General features: G+C 53.8%; 24 protein-coding genes, 1 tRNA gene and 1 pseudogene. 16 read left to right on the top strand and 10 right to left on the bottom strand.

All coding sequences use genetic code 11. The features are described 5' to 3' along the window. Window positions 1–391 precede the first annotated feature (391 nt). The 3 genes from ACZ5CE_RS02955 to ACZ5CE_RS02945 are packed head-to-tail and all read left to right on the top strand — an operon-like array spanning window position 392 to window position 2,256. Window positions 392–1,039, top strand: coding sequence for a MotA/TolQ/ExbB proton channel family protein (locus tag ACZ5CE_RS02955; RefSeq protein WP_464576254.1), 648 nt, complete (start codon window positions 392–394; stop codon window positions 1,037–1,039). Then, window positions 1,026–1,427: an ExbD/TolR family protein gene (locus ACZ5CE_RS02950; RefSeq protein ID WP_464576253.1), complete on the top strand. Its 402-nt coding sequence runs from the start codon at window positions 1,026–1,028 to the stop codon at window positions 1,425–1,427. Before ACZ5CE_RS02955 ends, ACZ5CE_RS02950 begins: the two co-directional genes overlap by 14 nt. A gap of 7 nt (window positions 1,428–1,434) precedes the next feature. Further along, window positions 1,435–2,256 (top strand): hypothetical protein, encoded by an 822-nt coding sequence (locus tag ACZ5CE_RS02945; protein ID WP_464576252.1) that lies wholly within the window; start codon window positions 1,435–1,437, stop codon window positions 2,254–2,256. A 56-nt stretch (window positions 2,257–2,312) separates the two neighbouring features. Here ACZ5CE_RS02945 and ACZ5CE_RS02940 read toward each other — a convergent pair whose 3' ends face one another. The 3 genes from ACZ5CE_RS02940 to ACZ5CE_RS02930 form a co-directional block, all read right to left on the bottom strand. Beyond that, on the bottom strand, window positions 2,313–4,190 hold the full coding sequence (locus ACZ5CE_RS02940; RefSeq protein WP_464576251.1) for a S9 family peptidase: 1,878 nt from the start codon (window positions 4,188–4,190) through the stop codon (window positions 2,313–2,315). Window positions 4,191–4,499: 309 nt separating this feature from the next. Then, window positions 4,500–5,633, bottom strand: coding sequence for a hypothetical protein (locus ACZ5CE_RS02935; RefSeq protein WP_464576250.1), 1,134 nt, complete (start codon window positions 5,631–5,633; stop codon window positions 4,500–4,502). Window positions 5,634–5,970: 337 nt separating this feature from the next. After that, window positions 5,971–6,384: a hypothetical protein gene (locus ACZ5CE_RS02930; protein WP_464576249.1), complete on the bottom strand. Its 414-nt coding sequence runs from the start codon at window positions 6,382–6,384 to the stop codon at window positions 5,971–5,973. A gap of 466 nt (window positions 6,385–6,850) precedes the next feature. On the opposite strand from ACZ5CE_RS02930, the gene ACZ5CE_RS02925 reads away from it, so the two are divergent. The 4 genes from ACZ5CE_RS02925 (at window position 6,851) to ACZ5CE_RS02910 (ending at window position 9,271) form a co-directional block, all read left to right on the top strand. Further along, on the top strand, window positions 6,851–7,150 hold the full coding sequence (locus ACZ5CE_RS02925) for a YkvA family protein (RefSeq protein ID WP_464576248.1): 300 nt from the start codon (window positions 6,851–6,853) through the stop codon (window positions 7,148–7,150). Window positions 7,151–7,254: 104 nt separating this feature from the next. After that, window positions 7,255–8,508, top strand: coding sequence for a GNAT family N-acetyltransferase (locus ACZ5CE_RS02920; RefSeq protein WP_464576247.1), 1,254 nt, complete (start codon window positions 7,255–7,257; stop codon window positions 8,506–8,508). After that, the gene (locus tag ACZ5CE_RS02915) at window positions 8,505–8,921 is read left to right on the top strand and encodes an EamA family transporter (protein WP_464576246.1); all 417 of its coding nucleotides are present in this window, start codon (window positions 8,505–8,507) and stop codon (window positions 8,919–8,921) included. The genes ACZ5CE_RS02920 and ACZ5CE_RS02915 overlap by 4 nt, the downstream gene beginning before the upstream one ends. After that, window positions 8,918–9,271 (top strand): EamA family transporter, encoded by a 354-nt coding sequence (locus ACZ5CE_RS02910; RefSeq protein WP_464576245.1) that lies wholly within the window; start codon window positions 8,918–8,920, stop codon window positions 9,269–9,271. Before ACZ5CE_RS02915 ends, ACZ5CE_RS02910 begins: the two co-directional genes overlap by 4 nt. On the opposite strand, the gene ACZ5CE_RS02905 is transcribed toward ACZ5CE_RS02910, so the two are convergent. Genes ACZ5CE_RS02905 through ACZ5CE_RS02895 form a run of 3 tightly spaced genes read right to left on the bottom strand, consistent with a single transcriptional unit; the run spans window position 9,227 to window position 11,266 of the window. After that, on the bottom strand, window positions 9,227–10,237 hold the full coding sequence (locus ACZ5CE_RS02905) for an arginase family protein (RefSeq protein WP_464576244.1): 1,011 nt from the start codon (window positions 10,235–10,237) through the stop codon (window positions 9,227–9,229). The genes ACZ5CE_RS02910 and ACZ5CE_RS02905 overlap by 45 nt on opposite strands. After that, window positions 10,164–11,132: an MlaA family lipoprotein gene (locus ACZ5CE_RS02900; protein ID WP_464576243.1), complete on the bottom strand. Its 969-nt coding sequence runs from the start codon at window positions 11,130–11,132 to the stop codon at window positions 10,164–10,166. Before ACZ5CE_RS02900 ends, ACZ5CE_RS02905 begins: the two co-directional genes overlap by 74 nt. Further along, window positions 11,129–11,266 (bottom strand): hypothetical protein, encoded by a 138-nt coding sequence (locus ACZ5CE_RS02895; RefSeq protein ID WP_464576242.1) that lies wholly within the window; start codon window positions 11,264–11,266, stop codon window positions 11,129–11,131. Before ACZ5CE_RS02895 ends, ACZ5CE_RS02900 begins: the two co-directional genes overlap by 4 nt. A gap of 564 nt (window positions 11,267–11,830) precedes the next feature. Between ACZ5CE_RS02895 and ACZ5CE_RS02890 the strand changes: the two genes are divergently transcribed. The 3 genes and pseudogenes from ACZ5CE_RS02890 (at window position 11,831) to ACZ5CE_RS02880 (ending at window position 15,118) form a co-directional block, all read left to right on the top strand. Then, entirely contained in the window at window positions 11,831–12,745 is a 915-nt protein-coding gene (locus tag ACZ5CE_RS02890; protein WP_464576241.1) for a hypothetical protein, read from the top strand. Between the two features lie 602 nt (window positions 12,746–13,347). After that, window positions 13,348–14,294 (top strand): annotated as a pseudogene (locus ACZ5CE_RS02885) (IS481 family transposase). A gap of 299 nt (window positions 14,295–14,593) precedes the next feature. Beyond that, complete coding sequence (locus tag ACZ5CE_RS02880; RefSeq protein ID WP_464576240.1) at window positions 14,594–15,118, top strand: N-acetyltransferase family protein; 525 nt, start codon at window positions 14,594–14,596, stop codon at window positions 15,116–15,118. Window positions 15,119–15,585: 467 nt separating this feature from the next. On the opposite strand, the gene ACZ5CE_RS02875 is transcribed toward ACZ5CE_RS02880, so the two are convergent. Continuing rightward, window positions 15,586–15,894, bottom strand: coding sequence for a hypothetical protein (locus ACZ5CE_RS02875; RefSeq protein WP_464576239.1), 309 nt, complete (start codon window positions 15,892–15,894; stop codon window positions 15,586–15,588). A gap of 378 nt (window positions 15,895–16,272) precedes the next feature. Here ACZ5CE_RS02875 and ACZ5CE_RS02870 point away from each other — a divergent pair. Further along, window positions 16,273–17,453, top strand: a protein-coding gene (locus ACZ5CE_RS02870) for an IS3 family transposase (RefSeq protein ID WP_464576238.1) whose coding sequence is annotated in 2 segments (ribosomal slippage) — window positions 16,273–16,525 and window positions 16,525–17,453 — 1,182 coding nt in all. Because the reading frame shifts where the segments join, the coding sequence is not laid out codon by codon here. 84 nt (window positions 17,454–17,537) lie between these two features. Then, the gene (locus ACZ5CE_RS02865) at window positions 17,538–18,074 is read left to right on the top strand and encodes a hypothetical protein (RefSeq protein ID WP_464576237.1); all 537 of its coding nucleotides are present in this window, start codon (window positions 17,538–17,540) and stop codon (window positions 18,072–18,074) included. 89 nt (window positions 18,075–18,163) lie between these two features. Here the strand turns inward: ACZ5CE_RS02865 and ACZ5CE_RS02860 are convergent, their stop codons facing one another. Further along, a complete protein-coding gene (locus ACZ5CE_RS02860) occupies window positions 18,164–18,898 on the bottom strand; it encodes a DUF2490 domain-containing protein (protein ID WP_464576236.1) in 735 nt (244 codons plus the stop codon). A gap of 222 nt (window positions 18,899–19,120) precedes the next feature. Here ACZ5CE_RS02860 and ACZ5CE_RS02855 point away from each other — a divergent pair, with 222 nt between their 5' ends. Further along, window positions 19,121–19,246, top strand: a complete 126-nt coding sequence (locus ACZ5CE_RS02855) for a hypothetical protein (RefSeq protein ID WP_464576235.1) — start codon at window positions 19,121–19,123, stop codon at window positions 19,244–19,246. Between the two features lie 162 nt (window positions 19,247–19,408). Here the strand turns inward: ACZ5CE_RS02855 and ACZ5CE_RS02850 are convergent. Further along, a tRNA-Ser gene (locus ACZ5CE_RS02850) sits at window positions 19,409–19,501 on the bottom strand. Between the two features lie 102 nt (window positions 19,502–19,603). Here ACZ5CE_RS02850 and mltF point away from each other — a divergent pair. After that, window positions 19,604–21,004, top strand: coding sequence for a membrane-bound lytic murein transglycosylase MltF (mltF, locus tag ACZ5CE_RS02845; RefSeq protein WP_464576234.1), 1,401 nt, complete (start codon window positions 19,604–19,606; stop codon window positions 21,002–21,004). A 101-nt stretch (window positions 21,005–21,105) separates the two neighbouring features. Beyond that, complete coding sequence (locus tag ACZ5CE_RS02840; protein ID WP_464576233.1) at window positions 21,106–21,744, top strand: peroxiredoxin; 639 nt, start codon at window positions 21,106–21,108, stop codon at window positions 21,742–21,744. 53 nt (window positions 21,745–21,797) lie between these two features. Here the strand turns inward: ACZ5CE_RS02840 and cysG are convergent, their stop codons facing one another. Continuing rightward, window positions 21,798–23,261, bottom strand: a complete 1,464-nt coding sequence (gene cysG, locus ACZ5CE_RS02835; RefSeq protein WP_464577400.1) for a siroheme synthase CysG — start codon at window positions 23,259–23,261, stop codon at window positions 21,798–21,800. Window positions 23,262–23,540: 279 nt separating this feature from the next. On the opposite strand from cysG, the gene ACZ5CE_RS02830 reads away from it, so the two are divergent. Continuing rightward, window positions 23,541–24,377 carry a 3',5'-nucleoside bisphosphate phosphatase gene (locus ACZ5CE_RS02830; protein WP_464576232.1) on the top strand — a complete coding sequence of 279 codons (837 nt, stop codon included), beginning with the start codon at window positions 23,541–23,543 and terminating at the stop codon, window positions 24,375–24,377. The last annotated feature ends 48 nt before the right edge of the window (window positions 24,378–24,425 follow it).

Raw genomic sequence — 24,425 nt, 5'->3', positions numbered from 1 at the left:
TTTTACCCATCGCGGACAATGAGAAGGAACCGTGTGCTCGCCTGCCCACAACCAGAAAAAAGCAGAAAAAGGGTTCTCACGCACGCGCGAACTTCCGCCGGAACGAGCCCGTTCGGCAAATGCTCATCGGTGGCGAAGAATTTCCATAGCCCGCCATCGAATACGGTTGTTTCGGCCAACTCAAAAGGAGTATGAAACCGTAAAATCCGCCTCATGGATAGCTGTAAGATTTTACAGCTTGGCTCATGCGGTTTCAGGGAGCGCCGCCAAACGCGGACATGGCCGGCAAAAAGAACGGATGGTGCGGCAAAGTTTCCCCCAGGCCACCGACAGATGCGTTTTTAACAAATTTTGACAAACAAGGGGACGCTCACCCCTTTCGGAGATAAACATGCAAGAACTACAAGCAACGTGGACCGCACTCAAACTCGGAGGTCTGATTATCGCGCCTCTGTCGGTGCTGGCGGTCATCGCCCTGGGCATCATGCTGGAAAAGGCATTTGTTTACTGGCGGTATGCGCGGCTCTCGCACGATCTGCTGAATCTGGTTGAAACTTATGGTTTCGAGTGGGCGGACCTGGAAAAAATACTGTCCGGACTGGAGGAGCGCCATTATTACAAACGGTTTTTCGAGGTAGTGATCAGCAACAGGCACCATCCGTCATGGTGGACCGAATCTCGCGCAGCAGACGAAGCCCAGCTGATCGAAACCTCCCTTGCCCGCCGGCTGTGGGTACTCGAAACGATCGTCACCGCTGCACCGCTACTTGGGCTTGTGGGAACAGTGGTAGGAATGATGCGCGCCTTCCAGGTCATCGGGGGTGAGGGAATCGTCAATCCTACTGCGGTGACCGGTGGAGTCGCTGAAGCGCTTATAGCGACCGTGGTCGGTCTGGTGATTGCTTTGATCGCCCTGTTCGGATTCAATTATTTCTCTCGCTTGCAGTCACAGACAATGGATGAAATGGAACGCCTGGGGACGCGCCTGATCGATCATATTCGCCTGGACCAGGAGAATGGCAACAATGAAACTGCGTAAATCCAGGACTTTTCGCAAGGGACGCATCGAGATCATCCCGATGATCGATGTGATGTTCTTCCTGCTTGCCACGTTCATGCTGTCTTCGTTGTCAATGCAGAATCTCGATTCCCTGCAAGTGAATCTGCCGCAGGGATCGGCGGAAAAACTCAATACCAAGGCTCCTGTAACCCTCACGATAACAAATGACAGCCAGATTTTCATAGATCGCACGCCAGTTACCCTGGATACGCTGGAGGAAACCCTTAAACCGCTGCTGCGGGACTCGGAACAGAAACTGGTCGTTTCCGCGGATAACGACGCGCCGCAAGGCGTCGTGGTACAGGCGATGCTGCGCGCACGTGCGGCGGGAGCGCAGCATTTCCTGATAGCGGTCAAGCACCAATAATCCCAGCATGCCGCATACCAGAGCCAGAGAGGTTCGAATCTGGTGGCCGATGCCATTGGCGGCCCTCCTGTGGCTGCTTATTATCTGGGCATTCGGGTTCCTGCTCACCTCTCCGAAGGTGGAACCTATAACCCCGCCGCCAATTGCAGCCAGCTTCATAGAACTCCCTGAGGAAAAAACGGAACGGAAGCTGCCTGCCCCGAGCATTCCCAAGGCGCCGCCACCTTCCAGAAGGTCAGAACCCCGTCTGGGCGCCGGACCGGCTAAACCGGCAAAGCCGGCAAAACCGTCCTCTGAGAAAGGGACTTCCAAACGGGAAGCTCCGGCGGAAGTGCCACCGCTGCCCAAGCCCGAACAGCCAAAAGACCTGTCTGAGTATATGAAAGAAGCAAAGGAGCGCCGCACGGCTGGCGGAATTTTTGAGGACGAGCCGGCAGAACCGAGGAACGTGGAACGTCCGCCATCCGAGGAAGAGCTGCGGATGGCGAATGTGAAACGCAATCTCAAGGAACCGGGCACCACGGGAATTTTTCAAATTACCCGGATGGGGGCACGCAATGCCCAGTTCCTGTTCCGTGCCTGGAAAACGGATATCAGCAATCCTCGGCGCGAAGTGATCGAAGTCTCCGCCGGCCCCGATGGCGACATCCAGCGGGCGGTGGTAAAAAAGATGATTGAGCTGATTCGCCAGTACCAGAAAACGGATTTCAATTGGGAGTCCTACCGGCTCGGCACCGTGGTTGTCCTTTCCGCGCGCCCCGAAGATAGCCAGGGGCTGGAGGATTTCCTGATACGCGAATTCTTCGATCCCAATTTTGGCCTGAGGTAACGTCAAAACAGCCGAAGGGGCAGGCATGGCCCCTCGTTCAAGACAAGCTGGTCACCTCATTTGAGGTATTTATCCAGAAACTCGAGTATTCGGCGATTTGCTTCGATCTGGTTTTTCTTCTTGGTGAAACTGTGCCCCTCGTCCGGAAACACGATATATTCGACCGGTACGTCATGCCGTCTGACTGCTTCCACGATACTGTCGCTCTCCGCCTTGATGACGCGAGGATCGTTGACCCCCTGGATGACCATGAGCGGCTTGCGGATTTCCCGGGCATGAAATAACGGGGAGGTCGCGACGAGAAAATCGATGTCCTTCACAGGGTCGCCAATCTCATCGTAAATCGCCTTGCGAACCGATTCCCAGTAAGGAGGAATGCTTTCCAGTGTCCGCAGCCAGTTGCTGACACCGAAGATATCCACACCCGTCTTGAACACCTCAGGGCGAAAAGCCAGCGCTGCCAGAGTCATGTATCCTCCATAGCTCGCGCCCATGATGCCGATGCGCTCGTGGTCGATGTATCCCAGGCTGGCGAGATAAGTCCTGGCTTCCACGCAGTCCCATAGCGGTTCTCGCCCATGCCTGCGGTTGGCGGCGGTGAAGAACGTCTTGCCATAACCGGAGCTGCCGCGGTTATTGATTCCCAGCACAGCATAACCATGATTCACCAGGTACTGGATTTGGGCGTTATAGCCGCGCATGGTCTGGCCGCCCGGCCCGCCATGGACATACACGATTGCGGGTGCTTTGTTCGAGGCCGACGCTCCATGCGGCTTGAAATAGATGGACGGAATGACCGTGCCGTCGAAGGATCTGAAACGCACCACCTGCGCCTCCACCAGATCCGAAGGATCGATATCGGGACTCAGGCTCCGGGTGAGCTGGCGTACCTGTCCAGGCTCGCCGGATTTAAAATCCAGGACATAGAGGTTATCCGGGGAACGGTCGCCGTTCAGGTAGAACGCCATCCGGGTGCTATTCCACGAGAAAACCACCCCTCTTATCTCACCTTCGGGCAAGGCGGGAAGCTTTACCGGGTTTTCCGACCACTCTCCCTTTTCCCCATCCTTGCTCTGTAAGACTTCGACAACGCGGATCACGATACTGCCATCCTGATTGATGCCCGTAACCCGGAACCTCCCATCCCGCGAAAAATACGCGGTGATCACATCCCAGTCCGCGCTTTCGTGGTCCCTGACCTCGCCCGTCAGCAAATCATATGCGCCCAGGCGTTTGAATTCACTTCCTTCATTAGTGAGAAACAGCAGCTTCCGGGAAGCGGGATCGAAAGTTTCAGCGCGAAAGCCCGCCGAACCGGTATGCGGAGTCAGATGCTTTATCTGTTGCGCAGTGGTATCGAAAAGATAAATGTCGCTGTCCGAGGTGGTGTTGTTGCGATTCAGAGCGATCCAGCGCTCATCGCGGCTGATGACGCCCAGATCGAATCCTTCCTCATTCTTGTAAAGCACGATGCGATCGTATGTCTGCGCATCGTAGCGGTACAGGTCAAAAAACCTCGGGTCGCGCTCGTTGCTGGAAACAAAAAAAGCACTCCCGTCCGGACGCCAGCCCATGAACTGCGCCTTGAGTTTCTCGCCCGGAGTGAGATCTCTTTCGGTACCGTCGCGGTCAAGCAGGAAAAGGTGATAATTCTCATCACCGCCGCAATCCCTCATGAAAAGCACTCGGTCGTCGTGGGGAAAAAAGCTGACCGAAAATGTGCTCTCCACCGTGGATTGCGTCAGCGGCTCCGGCGTGCCGCCTTCCACAGGGAGCGTATACGCATTGAAAATGCCAGTGGCGTTGCTGGTAAAGAGAATGCGCTTCTCGTCCGCGCTGAAGGACGCTCCCATTATGGAAGTCGTCGCCATGAATTGCTCTATGGTATAGCGCTTGGGCACGTGCGAAAATTTTTCGTGAAGCCGGGGCAGCAAAGATGCTCTTCGCACCGGGAAAATAATGGCCCGTTAGCGAGCTCGAGACAAATCAAGACAGATTAAAATACCAGTGATTCTTCAAATTCCCTCAGTGCAATGCCGCAGGCTGACGAAGCCAAACCTTTTTATCACCTGTCAGTGCACCGTTATTAGAACACTGTTATTAGAAAGCCGGTCCTGCATTTTTGTCAACCGCCTGCTTGTGAGGACCCCAGGAAGCGCTAAACAAATCCGCGCTGGCGCGGCCTCTTCACCCCGCCGCTGGCCGATCCCCGCTTCGGGGGGGGACGATAAGCCCGGGATTCGTCAAAATTCCAGCACCACTACTCGTGGGCAATGATCGCTCGTCCTGATGGATTGCCGGTGGTTTTTTACCAGAGGCACCTTGCGGGAACTCAGGGGCAGACGTTGCATTTGCCTGATCGGCTCACTGACGACGATATGATCCAGCCCGTCGTAGCCGCGGCACCCCTTCCCAGTGGGCATCAGCGGCACCTGATACAACTCAGGGAAGCCATCAGCTATCTCCTGCCAAAAATAACTGCTTTTGACCCTTCCCCATACATCCCTGGTATTGGGACTTGCCGGGTCGGACCCATCCGTTCGGACTTTGGTGGCCGCAATTCCAGCCTTTTCTTCCTCGTCTATTTTGCGGTTGAAATCCCCCAGCAGCACGAAGCGCGGGCTGCGCCCGGCGACATCCTCGACCCAATCTTCAATAACGGGAACTTGCCGATTCAGGATCTCGCATGCCGGGTCGGGATCGGTCAGGCTGCGGCCCGCAAATCCATGGCCGGTGACGAGATTGGCGCAACCCGACTTGAGATGGACATTCAGGAAGATCACTGGCTCGCCATTGACCATCAGTTCAAGAGCCAGCCCCGGCCTGACGCTGTGCGATAAAACACCCTCCTCCGGGTTTTCCGCAATGGCGAGATCATGATTGGGAGTGCAACGGCCCGCTGCGGAAGAAACCGATTTTTCCCAGGCGAAAGCGACCGTTTGAAAAGCATCGTGCGGGGCAACACAGATGTCAAATTCCCCGGCAAAGCGGCCAAGCACCTGCTCCACGACTTCCCGGGATTTCACCTCCTGGAAGGCGATGATCTTGATATCTTCGTTTCCGATCAGATTCTCCACCGTGGCGCGCAGTCCCGCCAGCTTGGCATTGTAGCTTTCCACCATCGCATTCCCGGATGGGGGATTTTTTGCGCTTCTCCTGCCATAGGCGCTGCACGGCGCTATCATCTGCATTTCCCTGAAACCGCCAGCCGCCTCCATGATTGCCTCGCGGCACTGCCTGGCACGGCTTGCTTCCTCCGCTTGCAAATGCCGCGGACCGCGCACCGCTTTCGCCCGGCTTGCGCACCAGTTCACTGCTGGCGCGCTGCAGACCTCGACGTGCCGCTTGAAGTCATCGACGGTTCCGGCCCACGCCATGTTGAAAATAGCGATTCCGATCGGAACCGTTTCCCGCACCTGCGCATCCGCGGGGAAAACAAACACCAGGCCAGCGAATAAAAAAGACGAAAAAGAAACGAAGCGCAAAGAAGATATGGACGACGGGAACATCATACTAGATGAATAAAGATCATCCTAAATCCGGCAGTTGGACAGGAGTAGAGTGTGCGGTTTTTGGAATGCAGGGCGAGGCGCAACGATGCGCAATGGCCATACCATTCCAGGAAGTGGCAACGCAGCCGGAAGTCTTTGTGGATCACGGTCCTAAACTGGAAACGAACAGTCAACTGCCAGATTTATGCCGGATTTAGGGTCATCATAACCTGGGCTCATCCGGAGTCTTGCATCTGAATTGCCAGGAAAGTTCCCTGTCTCCGCTACCCGTACCGGGCGGAGCCAGGTTTACCAATGCTTGTTCCTGGATGAGGACGTATCCCGTCTTGCAAATTTTGTTGGCGCGCTTCGCCAGGGTTCGAACCGCCCAATCACGGCTTGTCTGGCAGGGCTTGAAACTGGTTTTGATGGAATACTGGCGCGTGCCATCGCTCAATTTTATTGGAGGTTCCTCGTACACCGGCTTGTCCGCACAGCCAGCCAATATCGATACTGAAACCAATGCGATTGCGATCATCCTCATTATGCTGCCGCGATGTATGCAGTCTAGCGGATTGCCGATTGCATAACGTGTTTTCAAGCCTGTCTCAACCGCCCCAGCCACTACTTTAGCCACGAAAGGTTACCTCACCTTGATTATTGAACAACCCAATAGTGCACTGCATATCTGCCCCCATTCCGGCATTTTCTTATCCCGGATCAGGTTTTTCTCCTTTCTCAACCACCTGACGCAAAACATCAGCTGAAAAACCCATTCCCATCCCCCGGCCAAACTCTTTCCCGCCGAGAGTGGAAACTCGAGAATTTCGTATTCTAAACCTAAACCTGTCCCACCCCTTCGATAAGGCATTCCTCGGGAGATGTCCGATCTTTAACAGCATTTAGTAATTCCCGTCAGCACCTTGCGGTCATTACACATTTGTAATACTTGCGACAGCATCGCGTCAGGATTGCCTGTTTATAGTCTTCCGGAAGAGCACGCCGGTTTTCCGCCCTTCCGCTTTACAACAAAAAATGACGTTCTCATCCAAGGCCGACATTGCCTATTGTTCCATTTGCCCGTACATGCTGAATGCGTGACTATGTCTAAAGCGCTGAAATCAGTTGTACGCCGCCTTCAGCTCGAGATCAGGATTTGCCGCCTCGTGCTCAAGGATAGCCGTTCATCACAACCGGTTAGGCTGCTGCTCTGGCTTTCCCTGGCTCATGCACTCTCTCTCATGGATCTGGTGGCCCCCGATTTTTTTGCTCTCCTGGGCGAGGTCGATGACCCGATCATCATCCCCGCGCTGTTTATTGCCGTATTAAATCTCATTCCGCAGGAGGTGATCGAGGATTGCCGTGTGGAAGTCATAAAGGCCGATCAAATTGCCTGGTCCTAGATTTTGACCAGGAATTCCTGCAAATGAGAAATGAAATAATCAGAAAGGGAAGACATATGCCAGCCTCGCCAACGCGATGATGGGTTTCAGCAGCAAGCTTACCTATGACGACGACACGCAACACCGCCTTGAACAACCTGCCCAATCTGCTTGAAGGAGGTCAGACAGATTTATCCGTCGAGTTACCCATCGGGATCACGGACCCTATTGAAATCCGGGGAGCAACCGCGAGTATTGTCCGGTCCATTCCCAATTCGCTGGACGGTTCCTGGGAGGAGAGCTATGCCGGCAAATGTTTCAAGCATTCCTATTACCAGTTGATTCAGAGAACGCTCGGCGAGCAGTTCGATCATTACTTTCTGATTCTGGAGAAAAGCAATGGGAAGCCGTTTGTGCAACCGCTCTTCCTGGTAAGAGAGAGCATTCTGAAAGGACTTTCGTCTTCGCTGAAACAGGGATTGGGAAGATGGCTGCAGGGCCAGTTTCCATTCATGTGCGAGATCCGGATGCTAATGGTGGGGTGCTCCACGGGAGAAGGGACCCTGGCAGGCAAAGAATGCGATCATTCCGAAGTTTCCATGTTTTTGCACGAAGCGCTTCCCGAGGTAGCGCGTAGGTTGAACGCATCCTTGATCGTGCTGAAGGATTTTCCTTCCAGCTACCGTGCGACATTGAAGCATTTTTCCGCGAACGGCTATACCCGGATTCCAAGTTTCCCCGCATGCGGGATCGATCTTTCCTACCGGAATTTTGAAGATTACATGGAGCGGACGCTCAGCTACAAGACCCGCAAAAATCTCCGCCGAAAATTCCGGGATGCCGATCGGGTGGGAAAATTCTCAATGGAAGTCCTCAAGGATTTTACGCCCGTTCTGGATGAAGTTTACCCGCTGTACCGTCAGGTGATCGACCGCTCAAAGTTTCAATTCGAGATACTGACAGCGGAATATTTTGCCGGACTTGCAGTGGCACTGGGGGGAAATGGCCGTTTCTTTGTCTGGCGGGATTCCTGCGGGAAAATCGTTGCCTTTACCGTTTGTGTACTTGAGGGAAAAACACTTCGTGACTGTTATATTGGCCTGGATTATGAAATAGCCTTGAGCGCACATCTCTATTTCATTTCGCTTCGGGATATTTTTTCCTGGGCTATGGAGAATCAAATCGAGCGCTACTATAGCAGCCCCCTGAACTACATCCCCAAATTGCATCTTAAACTCGAACTCGCTCCCCTTGATCTGTATATCCGGCATATCTCGCCGGTAATCAATTTCTTTTTCCGGCATCTGATTCCCATCCTCGAACCGACGCGGTATGATCCGGTTTTGCCGAAGTTCCCCAATTTTCCGGATCTGCGATGAACCCGATTCAGCCCCCCGCGCGTGTGAAAAGTGTCCTGCCCTACTGGGGGGTCATCTGCTGTGCCTTGTTTGTCACCGCATCGGAAGTTCTTTTGAAAATGGGAGTGGACGACACACAAGATTTGTACAACGCGCCAAGCTGGGCGGAGTTTCATGGACTTGTCTCGGGGTGGATCTGGGCGGGAATTCTCTGCTACATCATCAGTTTTGTCTTCTGGTTGAAGGTACTCAAGGTCCTTCCCCTCAACATTGCTTTTAATCTGGTTAATATCGAGCATATCTTTGTCCCGCTGGCCAGCTATCTTTTCCTGGGGGAAATGATCAGCCCGATGCGCGCCGCCGGGATAGCCATTGTCCTCCTGGGGGTTCTGGTAATCGCGGAATCCTATTGCCGGGTCGAAGAGCGCGCATGACCGGCTGGTTTCTGGGTCTTATTATCCTCTCCCAGTTTTTCATGGTGGGGGGACAGATTTTTCTCAAGCATGCAATGAATGGTGGCGCGGAGGGCGAATCGGTAATCACCCGGTGGAAGGGGACTGCACCGTTCGTCTGTGGCATTGGCCTGCTGACGCTCTGGTTCTTCCTGTGGCTGGGGTTGCTGTCGCAGGTTGAGCTGAGTTATCTCTACCCATTCGACGCCCTGGGTCCGCTTTTCATGGCGTTTGGGGCGAGCGTGGCGCTCAAGGAAAAGATGACGCCCCGTCTGTGGTGCGGGGTCCTACTGATTGTTGGCGGACTCCTGATCGTGGGTGCCAGCCAGTAGCGGCCACAGCTTCAGAATCGCCCGGTGGTTATTCCGGACGGCTTCGGAAATGGAATCGGGAGGCAATTGAGGGTGGTCCCACGTGGAAGCGATGCGCTGCGTCAAGCGGGCATAGACCGGAGCCGAATAGGCGCCGCAAATGTCGCCTCCGATCAGTGTGGCGTTCTGGCGGATTTGCGAGAGCGCCCAGGCAAGATCGCCCACAGTAAACAGGCCATGCTCCCAGTTACTGCGGAACTCCTGAGCGTTGAGGCAATCCAGATCGATGGTGACATACACGGCACGCCCTTGCCAGAGGGAAAGCTGCTGCAGAAAAATATTACGCCAGGTATCGCGGGAAATGGCCTCCTCCCGGCAGATGGAAAGCTTTGGATAGCGCTCCCGCCACGAGAAAATCCGGAGCCGTCTGGACTGGAGCGCGTCACGGGGGGCAAAAAGATTATGGGGCCAGCTGAGCTCGAAATTCCCGCATCCCCAGACCTGGGCCGACTCAAGCCGGCCTGATTCAAGGGCACGATTGATCCAGCCGCCGCAGGCCCAGCGGGGAGGACGGATATCCCAGTCGGGATGATTGTCGAATGAAAGCAGTGAATAAGGCTCCTGAATCCACCGCTGCCAGATGGCGCTCAGGTGATGGAAATCACCCGAGCCAAAGAGAACAAAAGGGCGTAGATGCGGTGCAATCTCCGCGTGGAAGCGCTCTATCTCATCATTAAGCGCGGAAAAACGGAGCCGGGGTCCCCACATCCGCATATCCAGCGAAGGAATCCGAAGCGCGGAAGCGGTGTGTGCAAGTTCACCATCGAGGTCAAGGTGAATCTGATCGGTGGGCGCATCTGCCATGCGGGAGACTGAAAGAGAAACAGAAGGAAGCAAGGGGCTCAGGGGGTCATTATTGCCGGGCTCGACCAGACGATGTGTGGGATGAATCATCACCGGCGCTACCGGTTCCCGCCTTATACCCATCGCCTTCCTGAGGCAGGCTTATGAATCCGCCAATACGGCGATCCTTCGCGGGATCGCCCTGCAAACTCCATGACTTATCGGTACCCCGGTCTTCCGGGGGTTTATTTTGCGAGCCGCCCTCCGGCACCGAAATGCCTTCCAGAGGGTCGTCCAAAGAATCTGCATAGCTTTCAGGTGGAAGGTTGCCATCGTAGATCAGGTGCTTGCGTTGCTGCAACGAGGCTTCGCGCACGAACAGGTAGGGATCCAGAGCTGCCTGGTCGCGGATGATCATGGCATCCGAGAACCGCGCGCGCTTGTCTATGATACCCAATACTCCTATGGGTGCAAAAATTGCGGCGCTGCCGACATAAAACAGCACATTGGTGACCATGCCGATCGGGATACTGGATATGTCGCGGCTGCTGCTGGGGCCGTGGAAAGGCAGATACAGATAAGCCCCGGTATTCACCCCCCATACTCCCAATGTCTGCCCAAAATCCTCATCGTGCTGCGCCAATCCCATGGGGGTTGCCATATCAAAGAGCCCAAACAGGCCGATCGTCGAATTGACGGCAAAGCGCAAGGTGTCCTCGAACCCCTGGCGCACCTTTCCTTGCAGAAATACGTTCAGGACCACGTTTGGATAGCCCATATTATCGTAGAAATTGCCGATCGAGCGACGCAGAGGGCTGGGCACATACTCTATATAAACGTTGGCGACCGGCTTAAGAATATGACGGTCAAGCGTATCGGTAAAATTGTAAAATTTGCGATTGATATTCTCGTAGGGGTCGATCGGATCGACATTCGGGGTCGTCTGGCTCCCTCTGTCAACGGGCGACATCGTGGCGCAGCCTGACAGCAGCATGGCACAGAGCAGCAATAAAGCTGTAACCCGGTGATGAGTCTTCATGATCGATGCTCCCTCGTTTCGAGGGCATAGCTGATTAACGCAACGCCTGCAATGGCAAGGGGACCGATCGGGCAGCCATCGGCAATGCAGGTATTATTTTTTATGGACAGGAAACGAAATGCAGTCTTTTGCATGCCTCACTACCCTGCATGGCGAGACCCTATCAGGCATCCCGACGGCGCCGCGTTATCGGCGCAGGCCAGCGTCCTTCCTACCGGGCGAGGATTGGACGCATTACGCCTTGAATCGGGATCAGACAACCGGGCCGGAGCCATATCCATCAATAGATATGTCATCTGCATTCCCAGTGAACAGCAATCGGAACCAAGGGAGCAATCGTAACGAAAAAAAAGGTCCGCAGTTTATCGCCAGCGGATAATAATGCTGTATATTTTTTTGATAGGTAGCACATCCTTGGCAGAAACTATAGACAGGCGACTCTGACGCGACGATGGCGCAGGCATTACAAATCTGTAATGGTCCGTGGCACTTGCCTGCGCCATGGCAGTATGGTGAGAGTCAGCCTGAATGGGATGGACATTCCGCGCGATGCGCCTTGCCCTGCACTCTAAAAACCTCACATTCCATCCTGTCCAACTGCCGGATTCAGGATTATTTTCCGCAGATGTATCCATTACGCTGCATGAAACGTTATGGGTTTCATGCAGCTCCGCCACCACCCATAAGGAGCAAGATTGATGACAGCAGCAAAGTATCTTTCCATATTTTCTCCCGCTTCGAAGCAGCAGAGACGGGAGAACTTCGAGGACTATTGGCTGTTTACCCAGCAGCACGGCGGTGAGCTATTTGAAGACGACAAAGACCTGGCAAAAAAACGTGCCCGGCTCAAGCACTTTCAGGATAATCCGGTCAAACTGCGGCAGCCGCTCGCCGCCCCGGAGGCCTTTTATCGCAATTATATCGAGCTGAAAGACGACCCGAAATCGCTAGACAACATGACACTCATGCTGACCGGCATGTACAAATTCGCCCGGCATGAATGGGTAGGAATAAAAGGCGCCTGGGATTCGGTGCCCGATATGGCAAATTCGTACACGGTGGAAGACAAGATCAGCCGGGTACATCTGGCAGAGGAATTCTGCCACGTACGCCTGTTCGACGAAATGCTGCGCACCTGCGGCCTGGACAAGGTGCAATGGGTGCCTTTGGGACCGGTCAAGGAAAAGATATACGAACAGTTTCCCAAGTTTCCCGGATTCCTGACGGATTCTCCTGCTTTTGTCACTGAATTGATGGGAGTGACGTACTACTGCCATCTCCACCGGCTGCTTGATGAAATACTGGTCACCGAACCGGAAGTGCGCGAGCGCCTGAAAGAACTGCTGGATGAAATCACCATCGACGAGATCGCGCATGTGGGGCAGAGAAGGAACTTCATCGGCCCAATCGGCATGCAGATTTCAAAAGCACTGGTCAAGCCTTTTTATACGCTGTTCTTCAACGACATTCCCGAAATCAAGCATCTGTTCGATGTCGGCCAGATGATCGAGGACGGCACCGCCTTCGACTTTAATAAGCTGCCCGGTTATATGGTGGAACGCAGCTGGATTCCTTCATACTGCAAGGCGGAAAATGCCCCCGGTATTCCATGACGTATCCAGTATCCGCAGCCGCCGACCGGTATGCGGCCTGGCGGATTGCCGATTGCATAACATGTTTCAAGCCTGCCCCATCTGCCTCAGCTACCACCTTAGCCACGAAAAGTTACCTTGCTTCGGGTATTGAACAACCCATAGGACGCAAACATCAGCTGAAAAACCCCAGTTCACATCCCCAGCCAGGCTCTTCCCCGCCGGAGATGGAAACCGGAGAATTTTGTATTCTAAGGAAGCGCTGAATAAATCTCCGCTGGCGCGGCGGTGGCTTTGCGGGATGGAGTGCGCGAAAGGCGACAACGCGAATGGTGCGACCGCGCAGGGCGGAGCAGTGTCTTCCGAAGGAAGATGCGACCCCGTAGCGGGATGCCTGCGCCCCAACAAAACTGGGGTGCGGTCGAAGCATCCCCTCCGCTGCCCGATCCCCGTTCTGCGGGGCCCCTCGGGCGACGCTCCGGGGCGCTCCTTCGCCAGGAGCCTGACAAGGCAGACCGCTCGCAAAGCCCCGCCCCATAAGGGTTGCGGTAAAATAGGTTGTTCACCCGAGACAGGAGAGAATGAGGGTTCACAAATCCTTTCAAATTCTCCAGGAGTCCCGGATGAACAGTCATAAGAATGCCCGATTAACCCGATCAGGTCGAGTCCATCTGATGCAACAAATTGCGCACATCGGTCTTGAGGCTGCAGCTTCTCAGGCCGGGATCAGCAAGCGGCGCGCGTATATATGGCACAGCCGCTGGAAGGAATCCGGCGAGCAGGGCCTGCATGACAGATCCTCCCGACCTATTGCAAGCCCGCGCCAGACGCAACCGGACAGATGTGAGCGAATCATCCGCCTGCGCCGCAACCATCGCCTGATCTATACCGGGATTGCTCAGCGCGTGGGTGTATCGGCAGCCACGGCGGGGCGCATTTGCAGCCAGGCCGGTGTGGATAAGCTGCCTCCCCTGCAGGCTGTGCCACCCAGGCGCCGCTATGAGCGGCAAACACCGGGGGAGCTCCTTCACATGGACATGAAGAAGCTGGCCCGCTTCGATCGTCCCGGCCATCGCCTGACCGGTGATCCCACCCGATTCTCCCGCACCCCGGGGTATCATGCCCTGCATGTGGCCATCGACGATCATTCAGAGTCGGATTCAGTCAAATCCTGCCAGACGAAACCGCCAGAAGCGTGCTCGCCTTCACCTTGGCCGCCTTGCGCCATTATCGCCTCCTGGGCGTGAGGGTGACCGGCATCATGACCGACAATGGCTCGCCCTATCGCTCCAAAAGATTCCGCAAACTCTTGCACCGCCTGAAAATCAGGCATCTGCGCACCCGTCCTTATACGCCACGCACCCATGGCAAGGCAGAGCGCTTTATCCAGACGCTGCTGCGGAAATGGGCTTATGCTTATTGTTATCCCGATTCAGATGCCCGTACCCGCGAATTGCCCTTCTGGATCGAACACTATAATTCCCATCGCCCTCACTCGGCTATCGGTAAACAACCCCCAGCTTCACGTCTCGGTTTGACAGTGAACAACGTGGTGAGAAACTACACCTAAGCCTGTCCCCACGTTTCGATAAGGCGTTTCTCAGAAATCCGAACATTACGATCGTTATCGAAGATGTACTTCAGTCCAATGGAAATGGGCATACCGACTTGAGTAAGCTCTATCACAGCAATAAAGGGGGACACAGGTAGCAATAGCTTCGTCACTACGGCTAGCCCAAGGAAAAACTTGCAATGCTATCCCTATCCCCGTTGGATTAAACCGGACTTTAACCGGGAAAATGATAGTAGTAAGGAAATTGGGGAGCTAGACGCGTTATGGGAAATTTTATCAAAACATGGGTCCAGTTTTTGATCCGGGATTATTCCTTCTACCGGATCTACGGCCGGGGTTGCACGAATAGTGGCGCATTAATGACCGCAGGATTGCGGTTTGAGCCAGTCGAAAAGAAACAGATTGTGAATTCTGCTGACCCAGCGATCGTGGAACATGCCTGGTACCATGACCGCGATACCCATGCGTACGCCTGCCTGGAAGATGCCCGCATTGTCGGCCTTTGTTTCTTCTGGCATGGAATAGGCTACAGCAAGCGCAATTTTTGGCCGCTCAGAGAACACGAAGCCAAGCTGGTACAACTATTCGTCCTTCCGGAAATGCGAGGGCAGGGAATTGCGAGACGCCTCATAGAAGCCGCTACGCAAGACATGAGCCGGCGGGGCTTCAGTTATGTATACGCCCGCATCTGGCGATCGAACAAACCGTCGCTGCGCGCATTCGAGCGCGCGGGTTGGCAGCGCGTTGCAACCGTTATTGAAATATTTCCCCATGGAAGAAGCAAATCTTTTAGGCTGGAGCTGCGGAATAAAGTTTTGTGATAAAGGAAAAAATGAATTCCGCCTTTTACGAATAGAATTAACCTGACATGAGATATTAACCTTATGATGCAAAGGTATCTTCTGTGAACTTTTTCGCTCGATGCATTCCTGCTACCGTAACAGCAAAAACGTCATCTTATAGTTGACATAAATGTCGCCAAGCGGCTTCTTAGGATTTTATGGTAGATCGTCTACGCAAAATTAGACCAGAGATAAGCGCCGACTATTTGCGGAGGCAGGCGGGAAGTGTGCGAATCCTGGCTACGCCCAATGGCGTCCTCATATTCACCACATTCTCACCACATTCACCATTGGTCTGTTTACAAAACGCGCGATTCGAAACATATGGAGGTTGTTTTTATTAAGGAGGCCCTTTAATATCCTTGTATTAGCCTTATGGAAATCAGTAACTTATAGCTAAATTGGTCGTTGGTATTTTTGGGCCGCATTAATAATGCTGGAGTAGCCTATTCAGGGCCATCGCATATGATTTTTCTTGTAACTTCTTCCCTGCCAGCATCATTCCCTGTCCAATTTTTCGCATTGCGGGCTTCCTCATTCAATACGGTGTAGCCATTGGGACACAAGTCCTTGGAACGTCCATTCAATCCCTTTACCGCGTATGCTTTTCCCCATATGCGCGAAATATCGCTTGTCAAAAGATACGTTTTAGCGCCGCTTTCCGATGCCACCAAAGTCTCTCTGATAGAACCATTCCCGGTAGCGCAGCCACCTAAAATGAATAAAACTATTGCAGAAAGCGCGATTTTTTTCATTTTAAAAAAATCCTTGGAGTGTATAAAAATTCCATTATCGATCAATATTCATCCAGATGGCTACGATAATCAGAATCGCCGGCCCCGAAGGGCGTACGTGCGTTTCTCTTTCCGCTCAGCTCATTGCTCGATTGCCGCGCGTGATCCAGCGGGCCGAGCGTTTCCGCGCAAAGTGCAACGACGCGGAATAGCCATTCCATTCCAGGGAGTTATAACGGTGTCATGTGCCGCAAAAATTGTACAATCCACCTTGTAGCGAACTCACCACGCAGGTGAACGTCGAGAATCGCGAGGACCTTTATGGACCATGGTTTGAGCTTCCCCCGAAAAATCGTCTTCCAAGGGTGATGTAAAATCGAAGTCACATTGGAGAGGAAGATGATAAAGATACCGAGGCAGGAATACACAGGCGAGTTCAAGGAATTGGCAGTCAAGCGTATCAAGGAAGGGCTGACACCGGGCAGGATAAGCAAGGAGTTGGGAGTCAGCGACCAGACTCTGCGGAACTGGGTTAAGGCTGCAGCGGCAGGCAAGCTCAACGGTGCCGGAGGCAAGGTGGTCACGCCGGAGCAGATGGAGCTATCCCGGTTACGCACCGAGAACGGCCGGCTCAAGCGGGAGAATGAAATCCTAAAAAAAGCGACAGCGTACTTCGCGAGGGATGTAGCGTGAAGTACGCCTGGATTAATACGCAGCGGACGGAATATGGACTGGACGAGATGTGCCGGGTCCTGGATGTCAGTGAAAGTGGTTACCGGGCATGGAAGCGTGGTGGCAAGCCGGAACGCAAATGGCTGACGGATAGCCGGATGCTGATGCTAATCCAGTCCATCCATGCCGAACTCAAGGGTGCTTATGGCAGCCCGAGGATGGTCAAGGAATTGCGGGAACGGGGTTTCCCGGCCAGTAAGGAACGGGTTGAGCGGTTGATGCGGGAGAATGGTATCCGGGCGCGCCACAAACGGCGTTTCAAGGTTACAACGGATTCCAGGCACACTCTGCCGGTGGCGCCCAACCTGCTGGATCGCAACTTCACACCGGACGCCCCGAATCAAATCTGGACATCCGACATCACCTATTTGTGGACAGACGAAGGCTGGTTGTATCTGGCCATCGTGCTCGACCTGTTCAACCGTGAAGTGGTCGGCTGGTCATTGAAACCGCGCATGACGGCAGACATCGTGACCGATGCGCTGACCATGGCGTGGTTCCGCAGGAAACCGGCGGCGGGGCTGATCCACCACTCGGATCGGGGCAGCCAGTATGCCAGTCTTGCCTTCCAGGACAGGCTGAAAGAGTACGGCATGATCTGCTCGATGAGCCGCAAGGGGAATTGTTGGGATAATGCCCCGACTGAGAGCTGGTTCAATAGCCTCAAGAACGAGCGTGTGCATGGACTACGCTATGAAACACGAGCAGAGATGACAGCGGCAAGCTTCGAGTACATTGAGGTATTCTACAATCGGAGACGGCGACACTCGACCTTGGGTTACAAGTCACCGATGCAGTTCCTTGATGACTGGCTCGCTGCTCAGCAGAAGAAACAACGGGTAGCATGAATCCCACCTGTTGGAAGACGAAAAATCGAGGGAACCTCAGTTCTAAGCTAAAAAAAGCGCGGTCAACTGGCATTTAGGATAATCATGTCTGCAGGTAAATTGATATTTCCGGTGTTTTTGTTTTTCATCAATGCCTGCGCATCGATCGTACCGGATATTCCTCACAAGACTGAGATTGAGCAGAGCATCCGGGTGAAAGATCTGCCACCCAAAGTTTTAATGGCTTTGCCTAAAGAGTATGGCCGGAAAGAATTCACCTATAAACGCAAGCTGAAAGATGGCAAAGTCAGCTATGACGTGGATTATGAGAGAGAGGGAAAGAAATTTTCCATTGCTTATGACGAGCAAGGGAGAGTATTGGAAGAAGAAAAGAAGGTGGAATTTTCAGACCTGCCTCCCGACTTGAAAATAAAGGTGGAAAAAGTTTTGTCCGCCTATTATCCCGGCTACAGGATTGTCCTGACCGAAGAGGTTTACACGAACAATGAAAAGTTGCTCGAAATTTTTTTCTCTCATTCCAAAACCAAGACGGGATTTGCCGAAGCCGTGTTCGAATACCAAACAGGTGTTTTCAGGGAATTCATCAATATACAGATGCAATCCATTCAAACGCTTTATTGAAGGTATCGAGAGACATCTGCATCCCCATTTTCCATGAATTTCGGCGAGTATCTGAAGTTGCCCCCGTGCTCTGCCGGCATTTCAATTTATCAGAAATTGTAAGACCAATTAACCTGTAACAGATTGATGTAACGGACATCGTGTTGCTGATTTATGATCGATCGCTGAACTAAGGGTCCTATCTCCACCCTTCCATACTGCGCGGTTTGATAGCCGATGCCTGCATAGCTCCAGTTCTCGCTGTACAAGGCATTTCTGGCTCCCGTCAGGCTGAAATAAAATTCATTGTAAATATTGAAATAAAATTCTCCATTGTCCAGTTCGCTACCTTGCAACGGTATGAGAAGCGCCACTTGATAACGCAGCCTTGTGCTGAAAGGTGTCTGGCCGGTTATTCTGTTATGGATAAACCTCTCTTCCAGGCGCACTCGATGGGTAAGGCGTCCGAATAGGGAATCCGTGCCGTAAACGATTTGCTGAAAAAGCCGATTCTCATTCACGAAATCATCCGAAAAAGGATCGGTTCTTTGATAGATATATCCCAAAAAAACGAAATTAAGATCCGGACTATATTTATAGATGGGGCTGGCCTGAAAGTAATACTGAATATCAGCCGGAAATTGTACTGCTCTGGAAGCATTGTTAACCACGATGGGGTGAGTCGAAGTGAAGACATTCGCATCCCACCGGTCAGAAACCACTTTAGTCAGGGATACCTGGGGGCGGAATCCATAGAACTCCTGGGTTTCCCCAAATACAGCGCAGCTAAAGACCAGAAGCACGGCGAGTACAAGTGTTCTCATAATGCTCGGCTTGAGTATCAAGGCGGATTGCGTTTCTTCTTCCGCAGCAATCCATGAGCTTACTCTTGTCCGAGCCAGACTGGTTTTATTTAAGCCGTGAGAGCCGTCTTGCCGTTACCGCAAACCGCAATGTCACTGGAACCGCAATGCTTGTCTGTTATCAGGGAAAGGTAGCGGACAGGTAATAGCATTGAGCTTGTCTCAGGATTGTGTCTTCATATACTACCCGTGTCAGGTGTCTCAATGCGAGAACTTCAGCGCAACTACACCGGCAATGATCAGACCCACGCCAATGAAACGGACAGCCGACGCTGGGTCACCATAAATTCCCTGCAAAACATACTGGATGAGCTGGAAAGCGAAGACTAGATAGGGACATTCGTCCTCACACAGAAAGCCAGGGATGCCCGATTGGAAGATGTTCCATGAATTGTGCAAACACCCATTTGCCTGAATGCATGATGGGAAACCACGGGAGAGAACTCCCCCCAAGTTTTAATAACTATATTATATTCAATAATTTATCACTTCTGGCGGAGAGGGTGGGATTCGAACCCACGTGCCAGGTTACCCTGACCATCTGATTTCGAGTCAGCGCCGTTATGGCCACTTCGGTACCTCTCCCGAGGGGAATTGGGTTATTTTACCAGCTTATCCTGTGCATATCTCGCGCTCGTTTGCGTGAAACATGGGAGAATATTCGAGCATTCGGCTAATTTCTCTTCCATGCGAACGTTTTCCCTTCTGTTTTTTTTTATCGTCATCGGGCACAGCTTGCTGCTTTCTGGCTGCGACCCTTTCAAACGCGCCGTGCTGCCGCTCGACGAATCCGACGAGCTGGTGGTGCTTACCGTCAATAGTCCGGATACCTATTACGAGAATTCGGACGGGGGTCTTGCCGGGATGGAGTTTGATCTGGCTTCCGAGTTCGCCCGCCATCTTGGAAAAAAGGTCCGATTCAAGATTATCTCCCGGCTGGAACACGCCTTCGATCTGCTCCAGGATCAACAGGCGCACTTTGCCGCCGGCTTGAGCATCGGCGATAAATATCGGCTATGGGCGCACTTCGGGCCGGTCTATCAGCGTATTCAACCCCAGGTGATTTTCAGTACCGATTCTCGACGGCCAAGAAGCATGCAACAGCTTGTGGAAAAAACTGTCGAGGTAGCCACCGGAACCACTCATATTGAATTGTTGAACCAGGCAAAACGCAGTGTTCCGGAGTTGCAATGGACGGAAGTGGATATCATGCCGGACGATCTTCTCTCGAAATTATCGGAAGGCAAAATCGATTATGCGGTGGTCGATTCGACGCAGATCGAACTGGCTAAAAACTTTTACCCCAACCTGGATGTCGCTTTCAATCTCGGTTCGGAAACTGGCAGGGCCTGGGCGTTTCCTCTTTATACTGAACGGGCGGTGCTCGCCACTGTGCAGCAATTCTTTGATCGGATCAGGCGGGATGGAACGCTGAAGCGCCTTCTCGATCGGTATTACGGCCACCACATCCAGCGCCTGGAACAGATGGATGTGAGCGGCATTCTGTCCAAGCGACGCACCCTGCTTCCAGATCTGCTGGAGTATTTTCATGAGGCCGAGGAATTATCGGGGATCGATTGGCGACTGATCGCGGCGCTTGGTTATCAGGAATCGCACTGGAATCGCCTCGCTGTTTCCCCCAACAACGTACGCGGCCTCATGATGCTGACCGAAATCACGGCTGACAGGATGAAGGTCACAGACCGGCTCGACTCGCGGCAAAGCATCCTGGGGGGGGCACGCTATCTGGCGAAGTTGAAAGACCGGTTGCCAACACGCATCACCGAGCCGGATCGTACCTGGATAGCGCTGGCGGCTTATAACCAGGGGCGCGGCCATGTGGAAGATGCGCGCATCCTGGCGCAGCGCATGGGATTGAACCCCGATTCCTGGCTGGATCTGAAAACGACTCTGCCGCTATTGAGCCTCAGCAAGTATCACAGCACCCTGAAGCACGGTTTCGCTCGCGGCGGCGAGGCAGTAATCCTGACGGAATCGGTGCGTACTTACTATAAAATTCTGATGAAATACGAACCGCCCTATTCATGGGGCTTTCCGGTTGCGGATAAAATCGACCCGCTTTCGTGACGATATTGCCATTATGAATAAATTGTTGTTGAGTCGCCGAAACACTCGGGCTATATTGAGTCTGCCTATCATTGATCGTTTAAACCTTAAGGGAGAATGCCATGACGCTACGCTTGGGCGATACCGCACCTGATTTCGAGCAGGACTCTTCGATCGGCAAGATCAGGTTTCATGAGTGGATGAATGATTCCTGGGCAGTGCTGTTTTCGCATCCAGCCGATTTTACTCCTGTATGCACGACTGAATTGGGCATGACTGCCAAACTCAAGTCCGAATTTGACAAGCGCAATGTCAAAGCCATCGGATTATCGGTCGATCCGGTAGACAAGCATACGGGATGGATCAAGGATATCGAGGAAACACAGAATACAGAGGTCCTCTTTCCGATCATCGCGGATGTGGACAGGAAGGTAGCCGCGCTCTATGACATGATACATCCGAATCAGTCCGAAACGATGACGGTGCGCTCGCTGTTCATTATTGACCCAAAAAAGAAGGTGCGCCTGATCATCACCTATCCCATGAGCACCGGCCGGAATTTTGACGAGGTGCTTCGTGTCCTCAATGCACTGCAATTGACTGACGGCTACACCGTGGCCACGCCGGCAAACTGGAAGGATGGAGATGATGTTATCATACCGCTGACGATCCAGGATGAAGCTGTCATTAAACAGAAATTTCCCAAGGGCTATCGGGCCCCGCGCCCGTATTTGCGCATTACGCCCCAGCCGGATAAATAGCCTGGAGTATGGGTTTATCGCCGCGATAAACCAGCGCTGCCATATCACCTGGGTTACCTGACTGCGCCAGTTTCTGAAGCATTCAAATCGGGTGCAGGATTAAACCATGCGAGCTGCTGGTGCAGCCTGACAACCTGGCCGACGATGATCAGGGTGGGCGGGGCCAGGTTGGCCTCGGCGGTCAGGAGCGGAAGCGTTTCCAGGGTTCCGGTTAATACACGCTGATTCCGGGTGGTTCCCTGCTGCACGATGGCCGCAGGCGTGCTTGCGGGCAAGCCGTGCGCCGCAAGCTGTGCGCACAGCACCGGCAGCCCCAGCAATCCCATGTAGATCACAATGGTCTGGTTCGGCCGCGCCAGCATGTCCCAATCGAGATTCACGCTGCCATCCTTGAGATGGCCGGTGACAAAGACGCACGACTGGGCGTAGTCCCGGTGGGTCAGTGGTATTCCCGCGAAGGATGCCGCGCCGGAGGCCGCCGTAATGCCCGGGACAACTTGAAAGGGAACGCCCTGGCTGGATAGCGTTTCAATTTCTTCCCCACCACGGCCAAAAATGAAAGGGTCGCCGCCCTTCAGGCGCAGCACCCGTTTGCCCTCTTTCGCCAAGCGCACAAGCAGGTCGTTGATGGACTCCTGCGGCATCGCATGGCGGCTGCGTTCTTTTCCCGCGTAGATACGCGTCGCATCCCGGCGCACCATATCCAGTATTTCGGGGGAAACCAGGCGATCGTACACCACTACATCCGCCCGCTGCATCAGCCGCATGGCGCGAAAAGTCAGGAGATCGGGATTCCCGGGGCCCGCACCCACCAGGTAGACCTCCCCCGCCACCATCGCATCCTGGGTTGAACTGCTATCATCGCTGCGGTATCCGTCATGTTTCAGTGACCGCTCCAGATAATCCTTTGCCGCCTGATCCTTGCCAGCAAGAACCATCTCGGCAAACGGACCCTGCAATATTTCTTCCCAAAATCTGCGCCGCTTGTCGGATTGCGGGAACTGCTGCTTGACGCGCGCCCGAAAGGCCGCTGCATAAGCAGCCAGACGCCCATACGCGGCGGGTATCAGCGTTTCCAGCCGCGCGCGCAACAATCGCGCCAGTACCGGCGATGCCCCTCCGGTGGAAGCCGCGATGAGGACCGGGCTGCGATCGACGATGGCCGGCATGATGAATGAACACAAGGCGGGATCATCCACCACGTTGACGGGAATATGGCGCTGTCCCGCGGCTTGTGAAACCTCGCGATCGATCCCGGCATTGCCGGTGGCAGCCACGACCAGCACTATCCCTTCAAGATGCTGCGAAGAAAAAACCTCCGCCCGATGAGCGATCCTACCTTTAAGTGAGCGCTCGCTCATCCGTTCGCGCAATTCCGGACAGAGAAGCGGGGCGACAATGATCACGTGGGCGCCAGCCCTAAGCAATGACTCTGTCTTTCGCGCCGCAACAGTGCCGCCGCCAACCACCAGGCAGGCGCGGTTTCTGATATCGAGGAAAATCGGAAAAAAATCCATCTGCCGAGTCTGGAAGAGAGGCTTAACGGCATTACGCACGCCGGATACGCCCGTACTTTACCGCAAAACATCGCCCTGTTGCCGGGAATGAAACTAATCAGGAAACGGAATTCCCCCATGGCATGGGTCACGTGCGAAGATGATCCCCAACACACGCAATCCGCTATCGACGATATGGCGATATCGGCAACGGAAAGTGCGTATCACGCGAGCTTAATTTTTCATGCCCCCCCTTATTTGCTATGATGCGGTTCTTCCCCTGGCGGAACAAATGGCTTCATGGATAACATCGATCTGCATTGCCACTCGACCGTTTCCGACGGACTACTTACACCCACACAGTTGATCGAGCATGCGGCTGCGCGCGGCGTGACAGTGCTGGCATTGACAGATCACGACGATGTAGGAGGATTGGAGGAAGCGCGCCAAGCCGCTGCCGGAAAAAATATCACGTTCGTAAATGGTGTGGAAATCTCAGTCGGCTGGCGAGGCCAGACCCTGCATATCGTAGGGCTGGGAATAGACCCGGACAATCCGGAATTGGTCAAAGGCCTATCCTCCCTGCGGGAAGGACGGTTGGTGCGCGCGCGCAATATCGCGGTCCAGCTCGACAAGTTCGGCATCCATGGGAGCTTCGAAGGCGCCCGAAGCCAGGCGGGAGACGGGCATCTCATGGGCCGCATGCATTTTGCCCGCTTTCTCGTGCAGCAAGGCTACGCCAAGGATGTAAAATCGGTATTCAAGAAGTATCTGGTCAAAGGCAAACCGGGATATGCGCCGCACTTATGGGCTCCGCTAAGCGATGCGGTAGGCTGGATTCGCAGAAGCGGCGGCAGGGCCGTCATTGCCCATCCCGGGCGCTACAAGCTGGGCAAGGGCGCATTGGAGGAACTGCTGCTCGAATTTCGCGCCCTTGGCGGCGAAGCAATCGAGGTTGTTACTTCGAGCCATACGCCGGAACAATCCCTGGTGTTTGCGCAGCATGCCCAGCGTTTGGGATTGTTGGCCTCGCGTGGCTCGGATTTCCATGGTCCCGGAGAAAGTTATCTTGACCTGGGCCGGATGCCGGAACTGCCCGCCATGTGTGTTCCCGTCTGGCATGACTGGAAACATTGACGCAAGTGGCAAAGCCGATATCCAGGCGCCGTTGATCCCTCATGAGCC

This window comes from Nitrosospira sp. TNL200 (genome assembly GCF_055386305.1).
This window is presented reverse-complemented; position numbering and strand designations above follow the sequence as displayed.

Coding starts and splice junctions, on each gene's coding strand:
- ACZ5CE_RS02955 (WP_464576254.1), top strand. CDS start 392: ATGCAAGAACTACAAGCAACGTGGACCGCACTCAAACTCGGAGGTCTG.
- ACZ5CE_RS02950 (WP_464576253.1), top strand. CDS start 1,026: ATGAAACTGCGTAAATCCAGGACTTTTCGCAAGGGACGCATCGAGATC.
- ACZ5CE_RS02945 (WP_464576252.1), top strand. CDS start 1,435: ATGCCGCATACCAGAGCCAGAGAGGTTCGAATCTGGTGGCCGATGCCA.
- ACZ5CE_RS02935 (WP_464576250.1), bottom strand. CDS start 5,633: ATGGCGTGGGCCGGAACCGTCGATGACTTCAAGCGGCACGTCGAGGTC.
- ACZ5CE_RS02925 (WP_464576248.1), top strand. CDS start 6,851: ATGTCTAAAGCGCTGAAATCAGTTGTACGCCGCCTTCAGCTCGAGATC.
- ACZ5CE_RS02920 (WP_464576247.1), top strand. CDS start 7,255: ATGACGACGACACGCAACACCGCCTTGAACAACCTGCCCAATCTGCTT.
- ACZ5CE_RS02915 (WP_464576246.1), top strand. CDS start 8,505: ATGAACCCGATTCAGCCCCCCGCGCGTGTGAAAAGTGTCCTGCCCTAC.
- ACZ5CE_RS02910 (WP_464576245.1), top strand. CDS start 8,918: ATGACCGGCTGGTTTCTGGGTCTTATTATCCTCTCCCAGTTTTTCATG.
- ACZ5CE_RS02905 (WP_464576244.1), bottom strand. CDS start 10,237: ATGGGTATAAGGCGGGAACCGGTAGCGCCGGTGATGATTCATCCCACA.
- ACZ5CE_RS02900 (WP_464576243.1), bottom strand. CDS start 11,132: ATGAAGACTCATCACCGGGTTACAGCTTTATTGCTGCTCTGTGCCATG.
- ACZ5CE_RS02895 (WP_464576242.1), bottom strand. CDS start 11,266: ATGCAAAAGACTGCATTTCGTTTCCTGTCCATAAAAAATAATACCTGC.
- ACZ5CE_RS02890 (WP_464576241.1), top strand. CDS start 11,831: ATGACAGCAGCAAAGTATCTTTCCATATTTTCTCCCGCTTCGAAGCAG.
- ACZ5CE_RS02875 (WP_464576239.1), bottom strand. CDS start 15,894: ATGAAAAAAATCGCGCTTTCTGCAATAGTTTTATTCATTTTAGGTGGC.
- ACZ5CE_RS02865 (WP_464576237.1), top strand. CDS start 17,538: ATGTCTGCAGGTAAATTGATATTTCCGGTGTTTTTGTTTTTCATCAAT.
- ACZ5CE_RS02855 (WP_464576235.1), top strand. CDS start 19,121: ATGCGAGAACTTCAGCGCAACTACACCGGCAATGATCAGACCCACGCC.
- mltF (WP_464576234.1), top strand. CDS start 19,604: ATGCGAACGTTTTCCCTTCTGTTTTTTTTTATCGTCATCGGGCACAGC.
- ACZ5CE_RS02840 (WP_464576233.1), top strand. CDS start 21,106: ATGACGCTACGCTTGGGCGATACCGCACCTGATTTCGAGCAGGACTCT.
- cysG (WP_464577400.1), bottom strand. CDS start 23,261: ATGGATTTTTTTCCGATTTTCCTCGATATCAGAAACCGCGCCTGCCTG.
- ACZ5CE_RS02830 (WP_464576232.1), top strand. CDS start 23,541: ATGGATAACATCGATCTGCATTGCCACTCGACCGTTTCCGACGGACTA.